The 20,496-nt window shown below is 64.3% G+C and carries 12 protein-coding genes; 8 read left to right on the top strand and 4 right to left on the bottom strand.

Going from position 1 to position 20,496, the window contains the following annotated elements:
* Positions 1 to 5 precede the first annotated feature (5 nt).
* Both rplA and ACVMDN_RS20470 read left to right on the top strand, forming a co-directional pair.
* Complete coding sequence (gene rplA / locus ACVMDN_RS20475; RefSeq protein WP_018272150.1) at positions 6 to 698, top strand: 50S ribosomal protein L1; 693 nt, start codon at positions 6 to 8, stop codon at positions 696 to 698.
* A 155-nt stretch (positions 699 to 853) separates the two neighbouring features.
* Positions 854 to 1,810: a 2-hydroxyacid dehydrogenase gene (locus tag ACVMDN_RS20470; RefSeq protein ID WP_456835031.1), complete on the top strand. Its 957-nt coding sequence runs from the start codon at positions 854 to 856 to the stop codon at positions 1,808 to 1,810.
* Positions 1,811 to 1,818: 8 nt separating this feature from the next.
* Here the strand turns inward: ACVMDN_RS20470 and sigJ are convergent, their stop codons facing one another.
* Genes sigJ through ACVMDN_RS20455 form a run of 3 tightly spaced genes read right to left on the bottom strand, consistent with a single transcriptional unit; the run spans position 1,819 to position 3,629 of the window.
* Positions 1,819 to 2,703, bottom strand: a complete 885-nt coding sequence (sigJ, locus tag ACVMDN_RS20465) for an RNA polymerase sigma factor SigJ (RefSeq protein ID WP_456835032.1) — start codon at positions 2,701 to 2,703, stop codon at positions 1,819 to 1,821.
* Positions 2,681 to 3,202, bottom strand: a complete 522-nt coding sequence (locus ACVMDN_RS20460; protein ID WP_141342194.1) for a hypothetical protein — start codon at positions 3,200 to 3,202, stop codon at positions 2,681 to 2,683. The genes sigJ and ACVMDN_RS20460 overlap by 23 nt, the downstream gene beginning before the upstream one ends.
* A gap of 16 nt (positions 3,203 to 3,218) precedes the next feature.
* Positions 3,219 to 3,629: a hypothetical protein gene (locus tag ACVMDN_RS20455; protein ID WP_083715139.1), complete on the bottom strand. Its 411-nt coding sequence runs from the start codon at positions 3,627 to 3,629 to the stop codon at positions 3,219 to 3,221.
* A gap of 584 nt (positions 3,630 to 4,213) precedes the next feature.
* Between ACVMDN_RS20455 and rplJ the strand changes: the two genes are divergently transcribed.
* From rplJ to ACVMDN_RS20425, 6 genes are all read left to right on the top strand, one after another.
* Complete coding sequence (gene rplJ, locus ACVMDN_RS20450; protein WP_028335452.1) at positions 4,214 to 4,732, top strand: 50S ribosomal protein L10; 519 nt, start codon at positions 4,214 to 4,216, stop codon at positions 4,730 to 4,732.
* A gap of 52 nt (positions 4,733 to 4,784) precedes the next feature.
* Complete coding sequence (gene rplL / locus ACVMDN_RS20445; RefSeq protein WP_028335453.1) at positions 4,785 to 5,165, top strand: 50S ribosomal protein L7/L12; 381 nt, start codon at positions 4,785 to 4,787, stop codon at positions 5,163 to 5,165.
* 441 nt (positions 5,166 to 5,606) lie between these two features.
* Complete coding sequence (rpoB, locus tag ACVMDN_RS20440) at positions 5,607 to 9,725, top strand: DNA-directed RNA polymerase subunit beta (protein ID WP_057019553.1); 4,119 nt, start codon at positions 5,607 to 5,609, stop codon at positions 9,723 to 9,725.
* A gap of 127 nt (positions 9,726 to 9,852) precedes the next feature.
* Positions 9,853 to 14,055 carry a DNA-directed RNA polymerase subunit beta' gene (gene rpoC, locus ACVMDN_RS20435; RefSeq protein WP_057019552.1) on the top strand — a complete coding sequence of 1,401 codons (4,203 nt, stop codon included), beginning with the start codon at positions 9,853 to 9,855 and terminating at the stop codon, positions 14,053 to 14,055.
* A gap of 180 nt (positions 14,056 to 14,235) precedes the next feature.
* On the top strand, positions 14,236 to 16,296 hold the full coding sequence (locus ACVMDN_RS20430; protein WP_456835033.1) for an FAD-dependent oxidoreductase: 2,061 nt from the start codon (positions 14,236 to 14,238) through the stop codon (positions 16,294 to 16,296).
* Positions 16,297 to 16,522: 226 nt separating this feature from the next.
* Positions 16,523 to 18,556 (top strand): ABC transporter ATP-binding protein, encoded by a 2,034-nt coding sequence (locus tag ACVMDN_RS20425; RefSeq protein ID WP_253623754.1) that lies wholly within the window; start codon positions 16,523 to 16,525, stop codon positions 18,554 to 18,556.
* 40 nt (positions 18,557 to 18,596) lie between these two features.
* Here ACVMDN_RS20425 and ACVMDN_RS20420 read toward each other — a convergent pair whose 3' ends face one another.
* Complete coding sequence (locus ACVMDN_RS20420; protein ID WP_076831377.1) at positions 18,597 to 19,808, bottom strand: FAD-dependent oxidoreductase; 1,212 nt, start codon at positions 19,806 to 19,808, stop codon at positions 18,597 to 18,599.
* Positions 19,809 to 20,496: the final 688 nt, after the last annotated feature.

The raw sequence follows: 20,496 nt of genomic DNA, 5'->3' as shown, positions 1-20,496 counted from the left end.
GGGCCATGTCAATCGGAAAGCGTTTGAAGAAGGCCCGCGAGGGCGTCGATCGCGAGAAGCTCTATCCGCTCGCGGATGCCATCAAGATGGTCAAGGAGCGCGCCAAGTCGAAGTTCGACGAGACGATCGAGATCGCGATCAATCTCGGCGTCGACCCGCGCCACGCCGACCAGATGGTCCGCGGCGTCGTCAACCTGCCGAACGGAACCGGCCGTACGCTTCGTGTCGGCGTATTCGCGCGCGGCGCCAAGGCTGAGGAAGCCAAGGCCGCCGGTGCTGACGTCGTCGGTGCGGAAGACCTGGTCGAGAAGGTGCAGGGCGGCGCGATCGATTTCGATCGTTGTATCGCCACGCCCGACATGATGCCCCTGGTCGGCCGCCTCGGTAAGGTGCTCGGTCCGCGCGGCATGATGCCGAACCCGAAGATCGGCACCGTGACCATGGACGTCACCAACGCCGTGAAGGGCGCCAAGGGCGGCTCGGTCGAGTTCCGCGTCGAGAAGGCGGGCATCGTGCAGGCCGGCATCGGCAAGGCCTCGTTCTCCGAGGACAAGCTGGTCGAGAACGTCAAGGCGCTCGCGGACGCGGTCTCCAAGGCGAAGCCGGCGGGCTCCAAGGGCACCTACATCCAGCGCGTGGCGGTTTCCTCCACCATGGGCCCGGGCGTGAAGGTCGAGCCGGGCACAATCCTCGGCTGAGGTCTCTGGCCGTGACGAGATTAAAGAGGGGCGGGACCGGGCAACCGGTTCCGCCCTTTGTTTTGCCAAAGCGTTTTCGATCGAAGTGGCTACCGGTTCGCGTGAAGAAAACGCGCCAAGACAAGATCTGAAGCCTCTCGCAAGAAAGAACAACAATGCCCGATAAGGTCCTGGTCTATTCACGCTTTCCCAAGGCCCAGCTGATCCGCTTCGGCGAGCGCTATGAGCTGCTGAACGCGGCGGGCAAGCGATTGGATGAAGCGTTCCCGGCGGCCGAGCTCGCCGATATCCGCGCCATGATCACCGCGGGCGGCACGGCGCTCGGCACGGAGGCCATGGACATGCTGCCGAAGCTCGGCGCAATCGTCTGCTACGGCACCGGTTATGACGGCGTCGATCTCGCCGCGGCCGCCAGGCGCGGCATCGCGGTCGGCCACAGCCCGGGGGCCAATGCGGCCTCCGTCGCCGACACGGCGGTGACCTTGATGCTGGCGTCGGTGCGGCGGCTGCTGGTGGCTGACAATTACGTGCGGAGCGGCGACTGGGCCGGTGCAAAGCCGTCGCCGATGATGCGGCCGCACGCCGGCATGCGCGGCCGCAAGGTCGGCGTCTACGGCATGGGCGAGATCGGCCGCAAGATCGCCGCCCGCGTCGCGGCCTTCGAGACCGAGGTCGGCTATTTCAGCCGCTCGAAGCACGACGTGCCCTATCAATCCTTTCCGACGCTGGAAGCGCTCGCCGATTGGTGCAGCGTGCTGCTGGTGGCCGTCCGCGCCGGCGCCGAGACCGAGCATGCGGTCAATTCCGACATCCTGCGCCGGCTCGGCAGTGACGGGTTCGTCGTCAACATCGCGCGCGGCTCGGTCATCGACGAGAAGGCGCTGGTCGCGGCGTTGACCGACGGCGTGATCGCCGGCGCCGGCCTTGACGTATTCGCCAGGGAGCCGCATGCGCCCGATGCACTGACCGCTTTGCCGAACGTGGTGCTGTCGCCGCATCTCGGCGGCCACACGCTGGAATCGCACGTCGCCATGCAGGATTGCGTGCTGGCCAATCTCGACGCGTTCTTTGCCGGCAAGCCGCTCGCCTATCCGGTGGCGACGGCGGCCTGACCGGAGCTTCAGCTCCGGCGCGGCGCGTGGCGCAGCTTGTCCGGGTTGCGGACGATGTAGATCGCCGCGATCCGGCCGGTCTCGCCGTCGATCGCCATGCTCAGTGTGTGGTCGACTTCGCCATCGAGGAAGATCAGCGCGCCCGCGCTGCCATTGACCATCATCGGTTCGACGCGAACCTCGCTGCCGGCGTTCTTGCCGGCGATACCGATGATGAAGCGGACGATCTTCTCTGCCCCCTTGATCGGCTTCAGCGCCGCCAGCTTGCGGCCGCCGCCGTCGGTGATCGCGATGGCATCCTCGCGCAGCAGGTTGGCGAGGGCGGAGACGTCGCCGCTGGCCGCGGCCTTGCAGAATGCCGTCAGCAGCCGAGCGTGGCCTTCGGGCGGCTCGGCGGGAACAGGGCGGTTGTCGCGGACCGATCGGCGGGCGCGCGCGGCGAGCTGCCGGCAGGCCGCCTCGCTGCGCTCGAGGGTGCGGGCGACTTCCGCGAACGGCCGGTCGAACACGTCGTGCAGCAGGAACGCGGCGCGCTCGAGGGGCGTCAGGGCGTCGAGCGCCAGCATCAGCGCGAAGGAGAGATCGTCGGCGAGTTCGGTCGCCGCCTCGGCCGACAGCGCCTCGTCGAACACCGGCTCGGGCAACCAGGCTCCGACATAGACCTCGCGCTGGGCGCGGGCGCTCTTCAGCCGGTCAAGACAAAGCCGGGTCACCACCGTGACGAGGAACGCCTCGGGATTGCGAACGTCGTCGACCGCGGCGAACCGCAGCCAGGCGTCCTGGACCACATCGTCGGCATCGCCGCGGCCACCGAGCATGCGATAGGCAAGCCCGGTCAGCCGCGCCCGATACGGCGCCAGCGGGTCGCGCTCAGGCAGCCTGCTTGATGACATCGATCTGATGGCCGGCCACGGTCACGCGGCGACACTCCCTGGCATATCCCAGCGCCAGCTTCATCATGGGGAAGATGCGGCCGATTTGTAGGGCCATGGCGAGGTCGATCACGCCTTTTTCGCCCCAGCGTGCGCGAACGGCGTCGCGGCAGGCGTTATCGTCGGTCGAGCGCTGCACGATGGCGTCGGCGAAGTGGAAGCCGAGCGCGGTGTCCGCGGTCATGGGGGCAACGTCACGACGGAGCACGGCGGTGACCTGCTGTTCCGCCATTCCGGCTCCGATCGCCATGTCGACGACCAGTTGCGCACAGGGACCGCAATCTTCCGCCAGGGCGCCGGTCAGCTTGGCAGCATAGAAGGCCTCAACCGGCGCGACCGCGCGGTAGGCGGCGGCCTTCATCGCGCCGGCGAATTTGAAGAACGCGGCGGGCGATTCCTTCAGCATGATCTCGAGATAGGTGGTGTCGTAGCCGTAGCGCCTGGAATAGGCGCGCAGCATGCGGCGCGCGATGAAGCTACGCATGTCGTTCTCCTTGATTTGGCAGGGCGGAATAGAGGGCGAGCGCCGCGGGCAGGACGACCGCCACCAGATCGGATGCGGCATGGCGGTCGTGGCCGCCGGCGATCATCACGAGATGCAGCAGGCCGTGGCCGGCCAGGAACGCGGCGCCCGCGACCGCTGCCGGCCACCAGGCCGGCCACAAGGCTCGCGCGGCCAGGCCGAGCCCGGCCGCGATGAAGGCAATGCCGACGTCCTGGGCCAAATGAGGGTTGAACGGACCGGTATCGGCGGCGCCGGGCACCAGCGACCACCAGAGGGAACCGGCCGACAGCATCACCAGCCCATTGGCGAGGTTGAAGAGGGCGAGAATTCCTGCAATCCATCGTTTCATGCGAGCCTCCAGCGCCCAGACGAGCGACGGCATTGGAGCGTGACGCCTCCGGGAAGAAATTTTTCGCTGGGCCGGGCGGATCGCCGAACTGGTCTGAAATTTGCTCTTGGCAAGCAGGGCAGGACCGGCTACATAGCGCCTTCCGGGCGTGCTGGCACTTGCTGGCATGTCCGTGCTCGCAATCCGAAAACCTGAGATGATAGGAGATCATTCCTTTCCGCATGCCCGCAAGGATGCTCGAAAGGAAGGAGACCCATCGCCTCTGACGGAGTGAGAGCAGGGGCCTTCAGCGTGCTGAAGTGCCTCGATCCTGTCCAAGACTGCAGGCGCCCGCGAGAACTTCGTGTTTTCAACGGCTTAATCGCATGGCCTGCATAGACGGGTGAAGACCGGATTTTGCACTCCACGTCGCGATCAGTTCGCGGCCGGGAGGCTGGTTTGGTTCGAACCTCGACAGCCCATGGCCGCAAGGCTCTGGGAGGGCAGGCTTCTAGATGTCGTCTTGCCCGGCATGTCCGAAGGGTCTCGCGCCCAAGGATCAGGTTTAGGGCGGGACGATGGGTGCAACCCGGCGGTCCTGCCTTCGCGGAAAGGCCGCCAACCGGAAAGAGCTTGCTGTGGAACGAGCGGCAAAAAAAGAGTCGGTCGAACAACTTAACGAGGTCTTCAAGACCACGTCGGTTGCGATCGTTGCTCACTATTCCGGCCTCACCGTGGCCCAGATGCAGAAGCTGCGCATGCAGATGAAGCAGGCGGGCGCGTCGGTGAAGGTCTCGAAGAACCGTCTCGCCAAAATTGCTCTTGAAGGCACTGACGTCGCTGCCATCGGCTCCCTGCTGAAGGGGCCGACCGTGATCGCTACTTCGAACGATCCGGTTGCGGCGCCAAAGGTTGCCATCGAATTCGCCAAGGCGAACGAAAAGTTCGTCATCCTCGGCGGCTCGATGGGTAAAACCGTCCTGAATGTCGACAGCGTGAAGGCGCTTGCCTCACTGCCGTCGCTCGACGAACTGCGCGGCAAGATCGTTGGCCTCCTCGTGGCGCCGGCGACCAAGCTTGCTCAGCTCTCCAACGCGCCCGCGGCCAAGCTCGCACGCGTCATTCAGGCTCATGCCTCAAAGGGCGAAGCGGCCTGACCCTTCGCTAATCTCAAACCTGGTTCGAACCAAACGTTTAAGGAACTGAACAATGGCTGACTTGCAGAAAATCGTCGACGACCTCTCGAGCCTCACCGTGCTCGAAGCGGCCGAACTCGCCAAGCTCCTCGAAGAAAAGTGGGGCGTGTCCGCCGCTGCCGCCGTTGCGGTTGCCGGCCCGGCTGCTGGTGGTGGCGGTGCCGCTGCTCCGGCTGAAGAGAAGACCGACTTCACCGTCGTGCTGGCTGGGGCCGGCGACAAGAAGATCGAAGTCATCAAGGAAGTCCGCGCCATCACCGGCCTGGGCCTGAAGGAAGCCAAGGACCTCGTCGAAGGCGCTCCGAAGCCCGTCAAGGAAGGCGTCAACAAGGAAGAAGCCGACAAGATCAAGGCCCAGCTCGAGAAGGCTGGCGCCAAGGTCGAGCTCAAGTAATGCGCGATCCGGGAGTGTCGCAGGGCGCTCCCGGGCCATGCAAACGGCGTGCGACAGGTTGTCGCGTGGCGCGCCGGACACAAAAAAGTGTGGGGATCCGTGGACTTAACCCTCGAATCTCCTTTATTGCCATCCCATATCGGGTTGGCAGCGGAAAAACACGGTAGGCGGCGGGGACGGCAGGGTCCTCGGCGGAAGCCGTTGGGAGACAGTCAGATTTCGGGCTTTTTCAGTCCGTAAAGCGGAGCGTTTGGACGAGCGGGTGCAGTGATGCGCCCCGCGCGTTGTTTTGCGTTTTGGAGGTGGTCGGGGCCGGGACGGGGATTTAATTCCTGACTTAGCGCTTCGTTCCTTCGAGACGATTCGAAATTCAACCCGGGGCCGATGGCAGTCGCTCCCGGAAGGTTCGCCCCACAAAGGCGACGAAAATGAGAGGCCACGATGGCGCAGCAGACATTCACCGGTCGCAAACGCGTACGCAAGTTTTTCGGTCACATCAAGGAAGTCGCCGAGATGCCGAACCTCATCGAGGTTCAGAAGGCGTCCTATGACCAGTTCCTGATGGTCGACGAGCCGACCGGCGGTCGGCTCGACGAGGGCCTGCAGGCGGTGTTCCGCTCGGTGTTCCCGATCTCGGATTTCTCCGGCACCTCGATGCTCGAATTCGTCCGCTACGAGTTCGAACAGCCGAAATATGACGTCGACGAGTGCCGCCAGCGCGGCATGACCTTCGCTGCGCCGCTCAAGGTGACGCTGCGCCTCATCGTGTTCGATATCGACGAGGAAACCGGCGCCAAGTCGGTGAAAGACATCAAGGAGCAGGACGTCTACATGGGCGATATCCCGCTCATGACGATGAACGGCACCTTCGTCGTCAACGGCACCGAGCGCGTCATCGTCTCGCAGATGCACCGTTCGCCGGGCGTGTTCTTCGACCACGACAAGGGCAAGACCCATTCGTCCGGCAAGCTGCTGTTTGCCGCGCGCGTGATTCCGTATCGCGGTTCCTGGCTCGACATCGAGTTCGACGCCAAGGACATCGTGTTCGCGCGCATCGACCGCCGCCGCAAGCTGCCCGTGACCTCGCTGATGTACGCGCTCGGTCTCGACGGCGAGCAGATCCTGTCGACCTTCTACAAGAAGATCACCTACAAGCGGACCAAGGACGGATGGCGCGTGCCGTTCGATGCCAACCGCTTCCGCGGCTATTCGACCGTCAACGACCTGATCGACGCCGACACCGGCAAGGTGGTGCTCGAGGCCGGCAAGAAGCTGACCGTGCGCCAGGCGCGCCAGCTTCAGGAGAAGGGCCTGAAGGCGCTGCGCATGTCGGACGAGGAGCTCGTCGGCAACTATCTCGCCGAGGATCTCGTCAACCCGAAGACCGGTGAGATCTACGCCGAAGCCGGCGAGGAGATCACCGAGAAGTCGCTCAAGGTGCTGAACGAGCAGGGCTACAAGGACCTGCCGCTGCTCGACATCGACCACGTCAATGTCGGCGCCTACATCCGCAACACGCTGTCTGCCGACAAGAACATGACGCGCGAGGACGCGCTGTTCGACATATACCGCGTGATGCGTCCGGGCGAGCCGCCGACGCTGGATTCGGCGCAGGCGATGTTCCAGTCGCTGTTCTTCGACGCCGAGCGCTACGACCTCTCCGCGGTCGGCCGCGTCAAGATGAACATGCGCCTCGAGCTCGATGCGCCCGATACCCATCGCACGCTGCGCAAGGAAGACATCCTGGCGGTCATCAAGACGCTGGTCGACCTGCGCGACGGCAAGGGCGAGATCGACGACATCGACCACCTCGGCAACCGCCGGGTGCGCTCGGTCGGCGAACTCATGGAGAACCAGTACCGGATCGGCCTGCTCCGCATGGAGCGCGCGATCAAGGAGCGCATGTCGAGCGTCGATATCGACACCGTGATGCCGCAGGACCTGATCAACGCCAAGCCCGCGGCTGCCGCGGTGCGCGAGTTCTTCGGCTCCTCGCAGCTGTCGCAGTTCATGGACCAGACCAACCCGCTGTCGGAGATCACCCACAAGCGGCGCCTGTCGGCGCTTGGCCCGGGCGGTCTGACCCGCGAGCGCGCCGGCTTCGAAGTCCGCGACGTGCATCCGACGCATTACGGCCGCATCTGCCCGATCGAGACGCCGGAAGGTCCGAACATCGGCCTGATCAACTCGCTGGCGACGTTCGCGCGCGTCAACAAGTACGGCTTCGTCGAGACGCCCTATCGCAAGATCAAGGACGGCCGGGTCACCGACGAGGTGATCTATCTGTCGGCGATGGAAGAGGGTCGCTACCGCGTCGCGCAGGCCAACGTGCCGCTCGATGCCAAGGGCCGCTTCACCGACGACCTCGTGGTCTGCCGTCACGCCGGCGAAGTGCTGCCGGTGACGCCGGACAAGGTCGACTACATGGACGTGTCGCCGAAGCAGCTGGTTTCGGTCGCCGCGGCGCTGATCCCGTTCCTCGAGAACGACGACGCCAACCGCGCGCTGATGGGCTCGAACATGCAGCGCCAGGCGGTGCCGCTGGTTCGCGCCGAGGCGCCGTTCGTCGGCACCGGCATGGAAGGCGTGGTCGCCCGTGACTCGGGCGCGGCGATTGCCGCGCGCCGCTCGGGCGTGATCGACCAGATCGACGCCACCCGCGTCGTGATCCGCGCCACCGAGGATCTCGATCCGACCAAGTCGGGCGTCGATATCTACCGGCTGATGAAGTACCAGCGCTCCAACCAGTCGACCTGCATCAACCAGCGTCCGCTGGTGAAGGTCGGCGACATCGTCAAGAAGGGCGACATCATCGCCGACGGTCCGTCGACCGATCTCGGCGAGCTCGCGCTCGGCCGCAACGTGCTGGTCGCGTTCATGCCGTGGAACGGCTACAACTTCGAAGACTCGATCCTGCTCTCCGAGCGGATCGTGAAGGACGACGTCTTCACCTCGATTCACATCGAGGAGTTCGAGGTGATGGCCCGCGACACCAAGCTCGGTCCTGAGGAAATCACCCGCGACATTCCGAACGTCTCGGAAGAAGCGCTGAAGAACCTCGACGAAGCCGGTATCGTCTACATCGGTGCGGAAGTCCGCGCCGGCGACATCCTGGTCGGCAAGATCACGCCGAAGGGCGAGAGCCCGATGACGCCGGAAGAGAAGCTGCTGCGCGCCATCTTCGGCGAGAAGGCCTCCGACGTCCGCGACACCTCGCTGCGCGTGCCTCCGGGCGTGCAGGGCACCATCGTGGAAGTCCGCGTGTTCAACCGCCACGGCGTCGATAAGGACGAGCGTGCGCTGGCGATCGAGCGCGAGGAGATCGAGCGTCTCGCCAAGGACCGCGACGACGAGCAGGCGATCCTGGACCGCAACGTCTACAACCGCCTCGCCGAGTTGCTGGAGAACCGCCAGGGCATCGCCGGCCCGAAGGGCTTCAAGAAGGATACCAAGATCACCCGCGCGGTGCTCGACGAGTATCCGAAGTCGCAGTGGTGGCTGTTCGCCTCGCCGAACGACAAGCTGATGGCCGAGATCGAGGCCATGCGGAAGCAGTACGACGAGTCGAAGAAGGGCCTCGAGCAGCGCTTCCTCGACAAGGTCGAGAAGCTGCAGCGTGGCGACGAGCTGCCGCCCGGCGTGATGAAGATGGTCAAGGTCTTCGTCGCGGTGAAGCGCAAGATCCAGCCCGGCGACAAGATGGCCGGCCGTCACGGCAACAAGGGTGTGGTGTCGAAGATCGTGCCGATCGAGGACATGCCGTTCCTCGAGGACGGAACGCACGCCGACATCGTGCTCAATCCGCTCGGCGTGCCGTCGCGCATGAACGTCGGTCAGATCCTTGAGACCCATCTCGGTTGGGCCTGCGCCGGCCTCGGCAAGCGCATCGGCCAGACCATCGACGCCTATTATCACAAGCAGGATCTCAAGCCGCTGCGCGAGACCCTGAAGAAGATCTACGGCGAGGATGAAACCATCAAGTCGCTGAACGACAACGAGCTGGTCGAACTCGGCCGCAATCTGAGCCACGGCGTGCCGATCGCAACGCCGGTGTTCGACGGCGCCAAGGAAGCCGACATCGAGGAGATGCTGAAGCTCGCGGGCTTCGACGCCTCCGGCCAGTCGACCGTTTATGACGGCCGTACCGGCGATCAGTTCGATCGTAAGGTGACGATGGGCTATATCTACATGCTCAAGCTGCACCATCTCGTGGACGACAAGATCCACGCGCGTTCGATCGGTCCGTACTCGCTCGTCACCCAGCAGCCGCTGGGCGGCAAGGCGCAGTTCGGCGGCCAGCGCTTCGGCGAAATGGAGGTCTGGGCGCTGGAAGCCTACGGCGCCGCCTACACGCTGCAGGAGATGCTGACCGTGAAGTCGGACGACGTCGCCGGCCGTACCAAGGTGTACGAGGCGATCGTGCGCGGCGACGACACCTTCGAGGCCGGTATTCCGGAATCGTTCAACGTGCTGGTCAAGGAAATGCGCTCGCTCGGCCTCAACGTCGACCTGCACAATTCCAAGGTGGGACCGGCGTCGACGTCGGAAGCGGCCGAGTAACGCTGTGATCATGCCCGGCGCCAAACGCGCCGGGCCTTCGCACTCCGCTCGGACGTTGGGCGGGGCGCGCGCTGAATAAAAGTTTCGAATTTGCTGCCGGTGACGATCGGCACGCGAGGAGAAGACCATGAATCAAGAGATTATGAATCTTTTCAATCCGACGACCCCGGCCCAGGTCTTCGACCAGATCCGGATTTCGATCGCGTCTCCGGAGAAGATTCTGTCCTGGTCCTACGGCGAGATCAAGAAGCCGGAGACCATCAACTACCGCACCTTCAAGCCGGAGCGTGACGGCCTGTTCTGCGCGCGCATCTTCGGGCCGATCAAGGACTACGAGTGCTTGTGCGGCAAGTACAAGCGGATGAAGTACAAGGGCATCATCTGCGAGAAGTGCTCGGTCGAGGTGACGCTGTCGCGCGTCCGGCGCGAGCGCATGGGCCATATCGAGCTGGCGGCGCCGGTCGCCCACATCTGGTTCCTGAAGTCGCTGCCCTCGCGCATCGGCCTCCTGCTCGACATGACGCTGAAGGATCTCGAGCGGATCCTCTACTTCGAATACTACGTCGTGCTCGAGCCGGGTCTCACCGCGCTGAAGGACCGTCAGCTGCTGTCGGAAGACGAGTATCTGAAGGCGCAGGACGAGTACGGCCAGGATTCCTTCACCGCCATGATCGGCGCGGAGGCGATCCGCGAGCTGCTCAAGGGGCTCGAGCTCGAGAAGCTCGAGGCGACGCTGCGTGCCGACATGGCGGAGACCGACTCCGACATCAAGCACAAGAAGCTCGCCAAGCGTCTGAAGATCGTCGAGGCTTTCCGCGTTTCCGGCAACAAGCCGGAATGGATGATCATGACGGTCGTGCCGGTGATTCCGCCGGACCTGCGTCCGCTGGTGCCGCTCGACGGCGGCCGGTTTGCGACCTCGGACCTCAACGACCTGTACCGCCGCGTCATCAACCGCAACAACCGCCTGAAGCGGCTGATGGAGCTGCGTGCGCCCGACATCATCATCCGCAACGAAAAGCGCATGCTGCAGGAGGCCGTCGACGCACTGTTCGACAACGGCCGCCGTGGCCGCGTCATCACCGGCGCCAACAAGCGTCCGCTGAAGTCGCTCGCCGACATGCTGAAGGGCAAGCAGGGCCGGTTCCGCCAGAACCTGCTCGGCAAGCGCGTCGATTATTCGGGCCGTTCGGTGATCGTGGTCGGTCCCGAGCTGCGCCTACATCAGTGCGGCCTGCCGAAGAAGATGGCGCTCGAGCTGTTCAAGCCGTTCATCTACTCGCGGCTCGATGCCAAGGGCCTGTCCACCACGGTGAAGCAGGCCAAGAAGCTGGTCGAGAAAGAGCGTCCGGAGGTCTGGGATATCCTCGACGAGGTGATCCGCGAGCATCCGGTGCTGCTCAACCGCGCGCCGACGCTGCATCGCCTGGGCATCCAGGCGTTCGAGCCGGTGCTGATCGAAGGCAAGGCGATTCAGCTGCATCCGCTGGTCTGCGCCGCCTTCAACGCCGACTTCGACGGCGACCAGATGGCCGTGCACGTTCCGCTGTCGCTCGAAGCGCAGCTGGAAGCGCGCGTCCTGATGATGTCGACCAACAACATCCTGCATCCGGCGAACGGCCAGCCGATCATCGTGCCGTCGCAGGACATCGTGCTCGGCCTCTACTACGTCTCGATCATGCGCGAAGGCCTGCCCGGCGAGGGCAAGATCTTCGGCGACATGGCCGAGCTCGAGCACGCCCTGCATTCGAAGGTCATCCACCTCCACACCAAGATCAAGTACCGGTGGGAAGGCCTCGACGAGGAAGGCAAGCACTCCAAGCGCTGGATCGAAACCACCGCGGGCCGCGTCATGCTCGGCAACCTGCTGCCGAAGAACCCGAAGATCTCGTACGACATCATCAACAAGCTGATGACCAAGCGCGAGATCTCCGGCGTGATCGATCAGGTCTACCGGCACTGCGGTCAGAAGGAGACGGTGATCTTCTGCGACCGCATCATGGCGCTCGGCTTCTACAACGCCTTCAAGGCGGGCATCTCGTTCGGCAAGGACGACATGGTCGTGCCGGCGTCGAAGTGGAAGATCGTCGATCAGACCCGTACGCTGGCGAAGGATTTCGAGCAGCAGTACAATGACGGCCTGATCACCCATGGCGAGAAGTACAACAAGGTCGTCGACGCCTGGTCGAAGGCCGGTGAAGAAGTCGCCAAGGCGATGATGAAGGAGATCTCGTCCACCAAGAAGACGGCGGCGGGCGCGGATGCCGACATCAACTCGATCTACATGATGGCGCACTCCGGTGCGCGTGGTTCGCCGGCCCAGATGCGCCAGCTCGCCGGCATGCGCGGCCTGATGGCCAAGCCGTCGGGCGAGATCATCGAGACGCCGATCATTTCCAACTTCAAGGAAGGTCTGTCGGTGCTCGAGTACTTCAACTCGACCCACGGCGCCCGCAAGGGCCTCGCGGACACCGCGTTGAAGACCGCGAACTCGGGCTACCTGACCCGCCGTCTGGTCGACGTCGCGCAGGACTGCATCATCACGCAGACCGACTGCGGCACCACGCTCGGCATCAAGATGCGCGCCATCGTCGACGCCGGCACCGTGGTCGCCTCGCTCGGCTCGCGCATCCTGGGCCGCGTCGCCTGCGATGACGTGCGCGATCCCGCCACCAACGAGGTCGTCATCAAGCGTGACACCTTGATGGAGGAGAGCCACGTCGACGCGATCCAGCAGGCCGGCATCCAGGAAGTGAAGATCCGCTCGGCGCTGACCTGCGAGCTGATCAACGGCATCTGCGCCAAGTGCTACGGCCGCGACCTGGCCCGCGGCACCCCGGTCAACCACGGTGAGGCCGTCGGCGTCATCGCGGCACAATCGATCGGTGAGCCCGGCACGCAGCTGACGATGCGCACGTTCCACATCGGCGGCGCCGCCCAGCTCAACGAGCAGTCGTTCGTCGAATCGAACTTCGACGGCAAGATCGTGATCAAGAACAAGGCGATCGCCCGCAACAGCGAAGGCAGCCTGATCGCGATGGTGCGCAACATGGTCGTTGCGATCGTCGATGCCGACGGCACCGAGCGTGCGACCCACCGTATTCAGTACGGTTCGAAGATGCACGTCGACGAAGGCGATATGGTCAAGCGCGGCCAGCGCATCGCCGAGTGGGATCCCTATACCCGCCCGGTGCTGAGCGAGGTCGAGGGCACGATCGGTTTCGAGGATCTGGTCGAGGGACAGTCGATCTCGGAAACGCTCGACGAGTCGACCGGTATCGCCAAGCGCGTGGTCATCGACTGGCGCACGACGCGCGGCGGTTCGGACCTGCGTCCGGCCATCGTGGTCAAGGGCAAGGACGGCAAGGTGATGAAGCTCGCGCGTGGCGGCGATGCCCGCTACATGCTGTCGGTCGACGCCATTCTGTCGGTCGACACCGGCGGGAAGGTGATGCCGGGCGACATCCTGGCGCGTATCTCGACCGAGAGCGCCAAGACGCGTGACATCACCGGCGGTCTGCCGCGGGTGGCGGAACTGTTCGAGGCTCGCAAGCCGAAGGATGCGGCGATCATCGCGGAGACCGCGGGAACGATCCGCTTCGGCCGCGACTACAAGAACAAGCGCCGCATCTCGATCGAGCCGATGGACAAGACCGAGGAGCCGCGCGAGTACCTGATCCCGAAGGGCAAGCACATCCACCTTCAGGACGGCGACATCGTCGAAAAGGGCGATTTCATCGTCGAAGGCAATCCGGCGCCGCACGACATCCTGGCGATCAAGGGCATCGAGGAGCTCGCTGCCTATCTGGTCAACGAAATCCAGGAGGTCTACCGGTTGCAGGGCGTGCTTATCAACGACAAGCACATCGAGGTGATTGTCCGTCAGATGCTGCAGAAGGTCGAGGTCACCGATCAGGGCGACACCGACATGATCTCGGGCGAGCAGGTCGACAAGATCGAGTTCGACGCGCTCAACACCAAGGCCAAGGAGGAGGGCAAGAAGCCCGCCACGGGTACGCCGGTTCTGCTCGGCATCACCAAGGCGAGCCTGCAGACCCGCTCCTTCTTCTCGGCGGCGTCGTTCCAGGAGACCACGCGCGTGCTCACCGAAGCTGCCGTCAACGGCAAGGTGGACCCGCTCGAGGGCCTCAAGGAGAACGTCATTGTCGGCCGCCTGATCCCGGCCGGCACCGGCGCTTCGATGGCGCGGATCCGCGAGGTCGCGGTCAAGCGCGACAAGCTGATCCTCGACGAGCGCGAGAAGCAGCAGGCGGCGATCGTGCCGACGGCTCCGGAAGCGGAGCCGCTGGCGCTGCCGCCCGCCGAATAGGCATCCGCAAGACTACGGGTATGGCGAGAAGGCCGGCGTTTAGCCGGCCTTTTTGCTGCTTTCTTTGCTTGCTGCGGTGCAGGGACGCAGTTTGTTCATCTTTCCTTCAGGCAAAAAAGTGCCTTTGCTAGGGTGACTTAGACCGGTTGTTTGGCTCGCGCCGGAGACGACGGAATCCATATGCTCGACTTGGCTATCGTAGGCGGCGGCCCCGGGGGGCTGATGAGCGCCTGGTATTTGAAGCGCAAACTCGGCGACCTCTGCCGCGTTACCATCTTCGAGGCGTCGAACCGCCTCGGCGGCAAGATCGTCACGCGCAAATTCGACACCGCGCCCGCGATGTATGAGGCCGGCGTCGCCGAGATCTATGATTACTCGATGACGGGGCCGGACCCGCTGCGCGAGCTGATCCAGCATTTCGGCCTGCAGACGATCCCGATGGACGCCGAGCAGGTGCAGCTCGACGGCGAGTTGCTTGCCGACGTTCCCGGCATGCGCCGCAAATACGGGGCGAAGACCGCGGCCGCGATCGAGGCGTTCCGCAAGCGCTGCAGCGACCTGGTGTCGCCGATCGAATATTACGAGGGCGTCGGCGCCCACGACAACGAACACCCGTGGGCCTACAAGACCGCCGAGCAGGTCCTCGACGAGGAGGTCGAGGACGCGACCGCCAAGCGTTTCTTCAAGGTGATGGCGCGTTCCGACATCGCGACCGAGAGCCACAACACCAACGGCCTCAACGCGCTGAAGAACTACGTGATGGACGTCGACGGCTATATCGGCCTGTATTCGATCCAGAACGGCAACGAGCAGCTGATCGATTGTCTACGCTCGGAAGTCAGCGCCGACATCCAGCTCAACCATCGTGTGCTCAAGGTCGGCAAGACCGCTGGCGGCCGCTACCAGCTCAACATGATGAACGGCAAGGGGCCGGAGACGCGCGACTTCGATCTCGTGCTGGTCTGCCTGCCGCACTCCTGGCTCGCGACCATGCGCTGGGACGGCGAACAGCTGCGCAAGTCGATGGTCAAGCACGTCGCCTATTTCGACCGGCCCGCGCATTATCTGCGGGTCTCGATCCTGTTCGACGAGCCGTTCTGGGGCGAGAAGATCCCGGGCGCCTGGTTCATGTCGGAAGCGTTCGGCGGCTGCTGCGTCTACAATGAGGGCGCGCGCCACGATGTCGGCAAGCACGGCGTGCTGAACTGGCTGATCGCGGGCTCGGATGCCCTGGCCTTCGCCAATCTCAGCGACCAGGAGCTGATCGATGCCGCGTTGAAGTCGCTGCCGGCCTCGCTCGGCGATGCGCGCGAGCATTTCCTGGAAGGCAAGATCCATCGCTGGCTGTCGTCGGTCAACGCGCTGCCGGGCGGCCTGCCGGTGCGCGACGTCATGACCAACCACCGGCCCGAGCCGAAGGAGCATCCCGGCATCGTGGTGGTCGGCGACTATCTGTTCGATTCGACGCTGAATGGACTGCTCGATTCCTCCGATGCCGCGACCGACATCATCGTCACCGAGATGATGCGGCTGCGCCGTACCCGCGCGCAGGACGAGAACTCGCTGTCCGACAAGATCGACCGCAGCTATTTCGACAATTATCGCGGCGTCGGCCCCTACAGCGAGGTCTGGCGCAACTTCACCGACCCGGCCTATCTGACGGACCTGATCAAGACGGTCTGGGGCAGGGCGAAGGGCTACAAACTGCTGATCGCCGGCTCCGCCAGCGGCGAACTGGTCGGCGCGCTGCGCGAACGTGGCATCGATGCCTGGGGCATCGAGAACAACCGCTACATCCACGGCAAGACGCCGAAGGCGCTCAAGAAGTACAACAAGCTCGGCTCGATCGCCGACATGCCGTTCAAGGCCAACGAGTTCGACTTCGTGTTCGAGACCTCGCTGTGCCATCTCGGCGAAAAGCAGGTGGTGCGCGGGGTGCGCGAGCTCAACCGCGTAGTCAAGACCGGCGTCGTGTTCGCGTCGGTGACCTCCGACATGGCGGCGGCAGTGATCGATCGCTACGACCTGCTGCGCGGGGTGAAGAAGCTCGGCACCTGGTGGGAGTGGTCGGAATTGTTCTTCGGCAACGGCTTCGATCTGTCGATGCACCGCCGCGACTGCACCGATGCGCTGTGGACATTGACGCTGGCCGCCAACAAGGGGCCGGGGCAGTGGTACGCCGACTCCGACAGCCTGCGCTATTCCTTCTTCGACAAGGTCGAAGCCGACCTCGACGACTAGCGGGACCGACCGGAAGCTTTTGCCGCGAGCCGACCGGCCTCGTGTCAACCAGCTGTCAAACGGCGGCAATGCTTTGCTACGCGAATCCGCGCGAGCGCGCTGCGGCGCGTCGGCCGTTCCAAACGCTTTGCCGAATTCGTCGTGATCGCATAGGATTACGGGCGCAGTGTTATCAGCTGCGGTTTCGATTTGCGGTCATGCCGGCCGTGGAGCATCGGTTGGTTTCATGGCGCCAAGACCTCCTGCATCAGACGATCCGACGAGAGCGGCGGCCGACGATCCCGAGCTGAAGAAGAAGCCCGCGTCCGGTCCGCCCGCGGCGGCCGCCTCCACGAAGCCGTCCGCGGCGCCGGCTGACGACGAAGAGGAAGACGACGCGGACGACGAGTTCGAGCTCGATGACGACGATGATGACGAGGACCTCGTCGTCTTCACCGCCAAGGAAGCCGCCGGCGCGCTCTCCACGATCTTTGGCTTCGTCAGGCCGATCCTGGCGAACTACAGGAAGCCGTTCGCCTGCGTCGCCTTCGGCGTGCTGGTCGAGACGTTGTTCAACGTCATCATGCCGCTCAGCCTGAAATTCCTGATCGACGACGCGCTCGGCGAGGAGGATTTCGGGGCCCTCTACAAGATCCTCGGCGTGCTCGCGGTTGCCGGCATCGTCACCTCGATCATCGCGGTCTGGTACGAGCGCTGGGATGCGCGGCTGGGCGCCGGCATCATCGCCGACGTGCGGACGCGGCTGTTCGACCATGTCCAGAACCTGCCGTCGGCCTATTTCGCGCGCACCAAGCGCGGCGAGATCCTGTCGCGATTCTCGATCGATTTGTCGGCGTTCGAGGGCTCGGTCAAGACCTTCGCCAACAGCGCGGCGCTGCCGGGCCTCGAGCTGGTCGCAGGCATCATCCTGATGCTGTTCCTGAACTGGCAGCTTGCCGTGGTCGCCTTGCTGGTGTTTCCGATCACCCTGATCGGGCCGCGCATCCTGACGCCGAAGGCGGTGCAGGCCAATTACGAGCAGAAGCAGAACGAGGCCGCGCTGCTCGGAACCGTGCAGGAGAACGTCGCCGCGCAGGCGGTGGTGAAGGCGTTCAATCTGCAGCGCCGGGCGCTCGGCTGGTTCACGATGCGCAACCGCGACGTCCGGGCCAAGGCCGCGTCAGCCATGTTCCTGTCGACCATGGTGGAGCGCACCGTCACCATCGCGGTGCTGCTGCTCCACCTCGTGGTGCTGGCGATCGGCGCCTATCTCGCCACCAAGGGGCAGATCACCGTCGGCACCTTCGTGACCTTCGAGAGTGCGTTCTGGGAGGTGTCCTACAACATCGCCCATCTGATGCATTTTATCCCGGTGTCGATCCAGTCGGCGGCGGCGGTGCGTCACATCCAGGAACTGCTCGACGAGCCGACCCGCGGCGCCGATCGTCCCGGCGCGCCGGATCTGCCGCGCATCACCAACGACATCTCCTTCGACCGCGTCACCTTCCAATATGAGGGGGCGCAGACGCCGGTGCTCGACAATCTCAGCCTCAAGCTCAATGCCGGCAAGAGCATTGCGATCGTCGGTCCCAGCGGCTCCGGCAAGAGCACGCTGATCAACCTGATCCTGCGGCTCTACGTGCCGGACGAGGGCCGCGTCGCCGTCGACGGCGTCGATATCCGCCGGGTGACGCGCGAGTCGCTGCGGGCCAACATGGCGGTCGTGTTCCAGGAGAACATGCTTTTCAACATGTCGATCCGCGAGAACATCCGGCTCGGCAAGGAAGGCGCGACCGACGCGGAGGTCGAGGACGCTGCCCGCAAGGCCGAGATCCATCGCTACATCATGAGTCTGCCGCAGCGCTACGACACGCCGGTCGGCGAGCGCGGCGATACCCTGTCGGGCGGCCAGCGCCAGCGCATCGCGATCGCGCGCGCGATCATCCGTAACCCGTCCGTGCTGCTGCTCGACGAGGCGACTTCGGCGCTCGACCAGACCACGGAGGCTGCGATCAATCGCACGCTGCTCAAGGTCGCCGAGGGCCGCACCATGATCTGGTCGACGCATCGCCTGACTTCGGTGGTCGAGATGGACGAGATCATCGTGATCTCCGGCGGCAGGGCGATCGAACGCGGCTCGCACGAGGAGCTGCTGGCCCGCAATGGCGTCTATCGCAAGCTGTGGGACGACCAGGGACATCTGAATCACGACGAGGACGCCGACGGCGCGGATGATGACGATGATGACGATGAGGACGAAGACGAGGATGAGGAGGCGTGAGGCCCGCGTCGCGGGCGATGGTCGAGCGCCAGATTTTTCGTTACGCCCGGTCCGCGGCGTGCGGACGTTGCCGGAAGTGGTTGGCCGGCTGCGTCGTTGACGCCGCCGCCGCAGGGTTGTGCAGCCGGCGCAGCCAGCCGCGGCCGAGATAGCCGAAAAAGCGCGCCCAGCGCTGGGCCCGCCACGTGGGCCCGCTGCCGACCGACACCTCGCGGAAGCTGAATGCCTTGGCGTTCGACCAGGCGTCGCAGGCGGTCTTGACCGGATCGTCGTAGAACGCGGTGATCTTCTCCTCGCCCATGCCGTCGGTCGACAGCCAGGCCGGGATGTGGACGTTGCAGAGCTGGGCGACGTCGGTGAACACCTTGTCGGTACCGGTGCCGGTGACGGGGCAGGTGCTGGCGAAGGCATCACCGACCAGCACCACGCCGGCCTGCCGATAGCCGGTGCTGACAAAGATGTCGGCGGGCCTGATCTTGATATCGCCGGCGATGTCGAACTCGCCGGTGAGCCGGCGCAGCCGCGGCAGCGCGGCGTTCAGCGTCTCCACCGGATTGCGCCGCATCGCCCGCAGCCAGGGATCGTCGGCCTTGCGATAGGTGAAGAGGTTGGCGCGCATCCGGTTTCCGATCGGAAACAGCGTGATGTAGGGGATGCGGTCGCTCGGCCGCTCCGAGAAGTAGGTCATGGCCGCGAACGGGAAGGCGGGGCGGCCGACGGGGACGAAATCGAAGCCGAGCGAGATCGAGTGGCAGAAGCTCGTGACCAGCCGCTCGATGCCGAGCATCCGGCGCAACCCGACGTTCAGGCCGTTGGCAAGCACCACAAGGCGCGCCGAGATCTCCTCGCCATTGGCAAGCACGAGCCGCTGCCGCTCGGAACTGGTCGCGACATTGATCACCTTGTCGCAGATGAATTCCGCCGGCCCGGCGATTTCGTTCCGAATCGCCGCAATCAGCGCGTCGTACATGATGCCGTATTGCCGGCTCGGCTGCCGGTCGAGCAACCTGCCGAATCGCGCGATCCAGTTCTCGCCGTCCAGCGTCGCCGAGCGGAGCACCGACTCGGCGAGGCCGGTCCTGGCGAATCGCTCGAGCTGGAGGTCGCCGCCGATCTTTTCGACACGGAAATCGAACGGGTAGACCCGGTGGGGGTCGATCAGGATCGTCGGTATCCCGGCACGGCCGAGCATGGCGGTTGCGGTCGAGCCCGCAAGACCGCCGCCGATGATCGCGATGTCGGTGTACCGCATGAGAATTCCGTGGCTGTGACCCCGATTTTTGCGCTGCGAATGGCAAATAAAGGCTTAGTTTCGAAGTTTGCCTTCGGGACTAACTTGGGGAGAGTTGTTTCTAACCATATTTTACCCGGATGTAATATGATTCCGCACGCGCCCGAAGATTCGGATGAAGTGCGCGGGGAGGTCGGTCGGCCGTCACATTTCGCCTTGCGCCGAACCTCGGTGAAATGCGAAATCCGCAAGTGCCAGAGGCGTTTCTTCGCTTGTCGTTTTGCTTGACTTCACTATCTCTCGATTATACAAGGCGCCCACTTAACGACAGGCGGTGAGCTACGCCAGCGTCGGAACGGAACACCCGAAGGTCCTTTTTGAGGAGCCGGACGGGCACCAACCTCGACGAATGCCGCTCAAACGCTGTCGATGATAGCTAGGCAATGCCAGGACGATATTAGTTCTCTTGAGCACGTCCTCTTGAGAGTGAATTCGGATGCATGACCTCGGTGGCGGACCGAACAGCGCACGCTGAACGGTTCGGGATCGCGGTCCTCTGTGGCGTCGATGCGCTTTCCGCTCAGCGATGAGTGGTTGGCGCGATTTCGCTTTGCGCGGTTGTTTGTTCCGTGTCGAGCGAGGCCGTGCGGGACGGCTAGTCCTGAGAAGAAATTTGCGGAGCCATTCAAGGTTTTCGCGTGAACTAAAG

It is taken from the genome of Bradyrhizobium sp. USDA 4510 (assembly GCF_054059095.1).
This window is presented reverse-complemented; position numbering and strand designations above follow the sequence as displayed.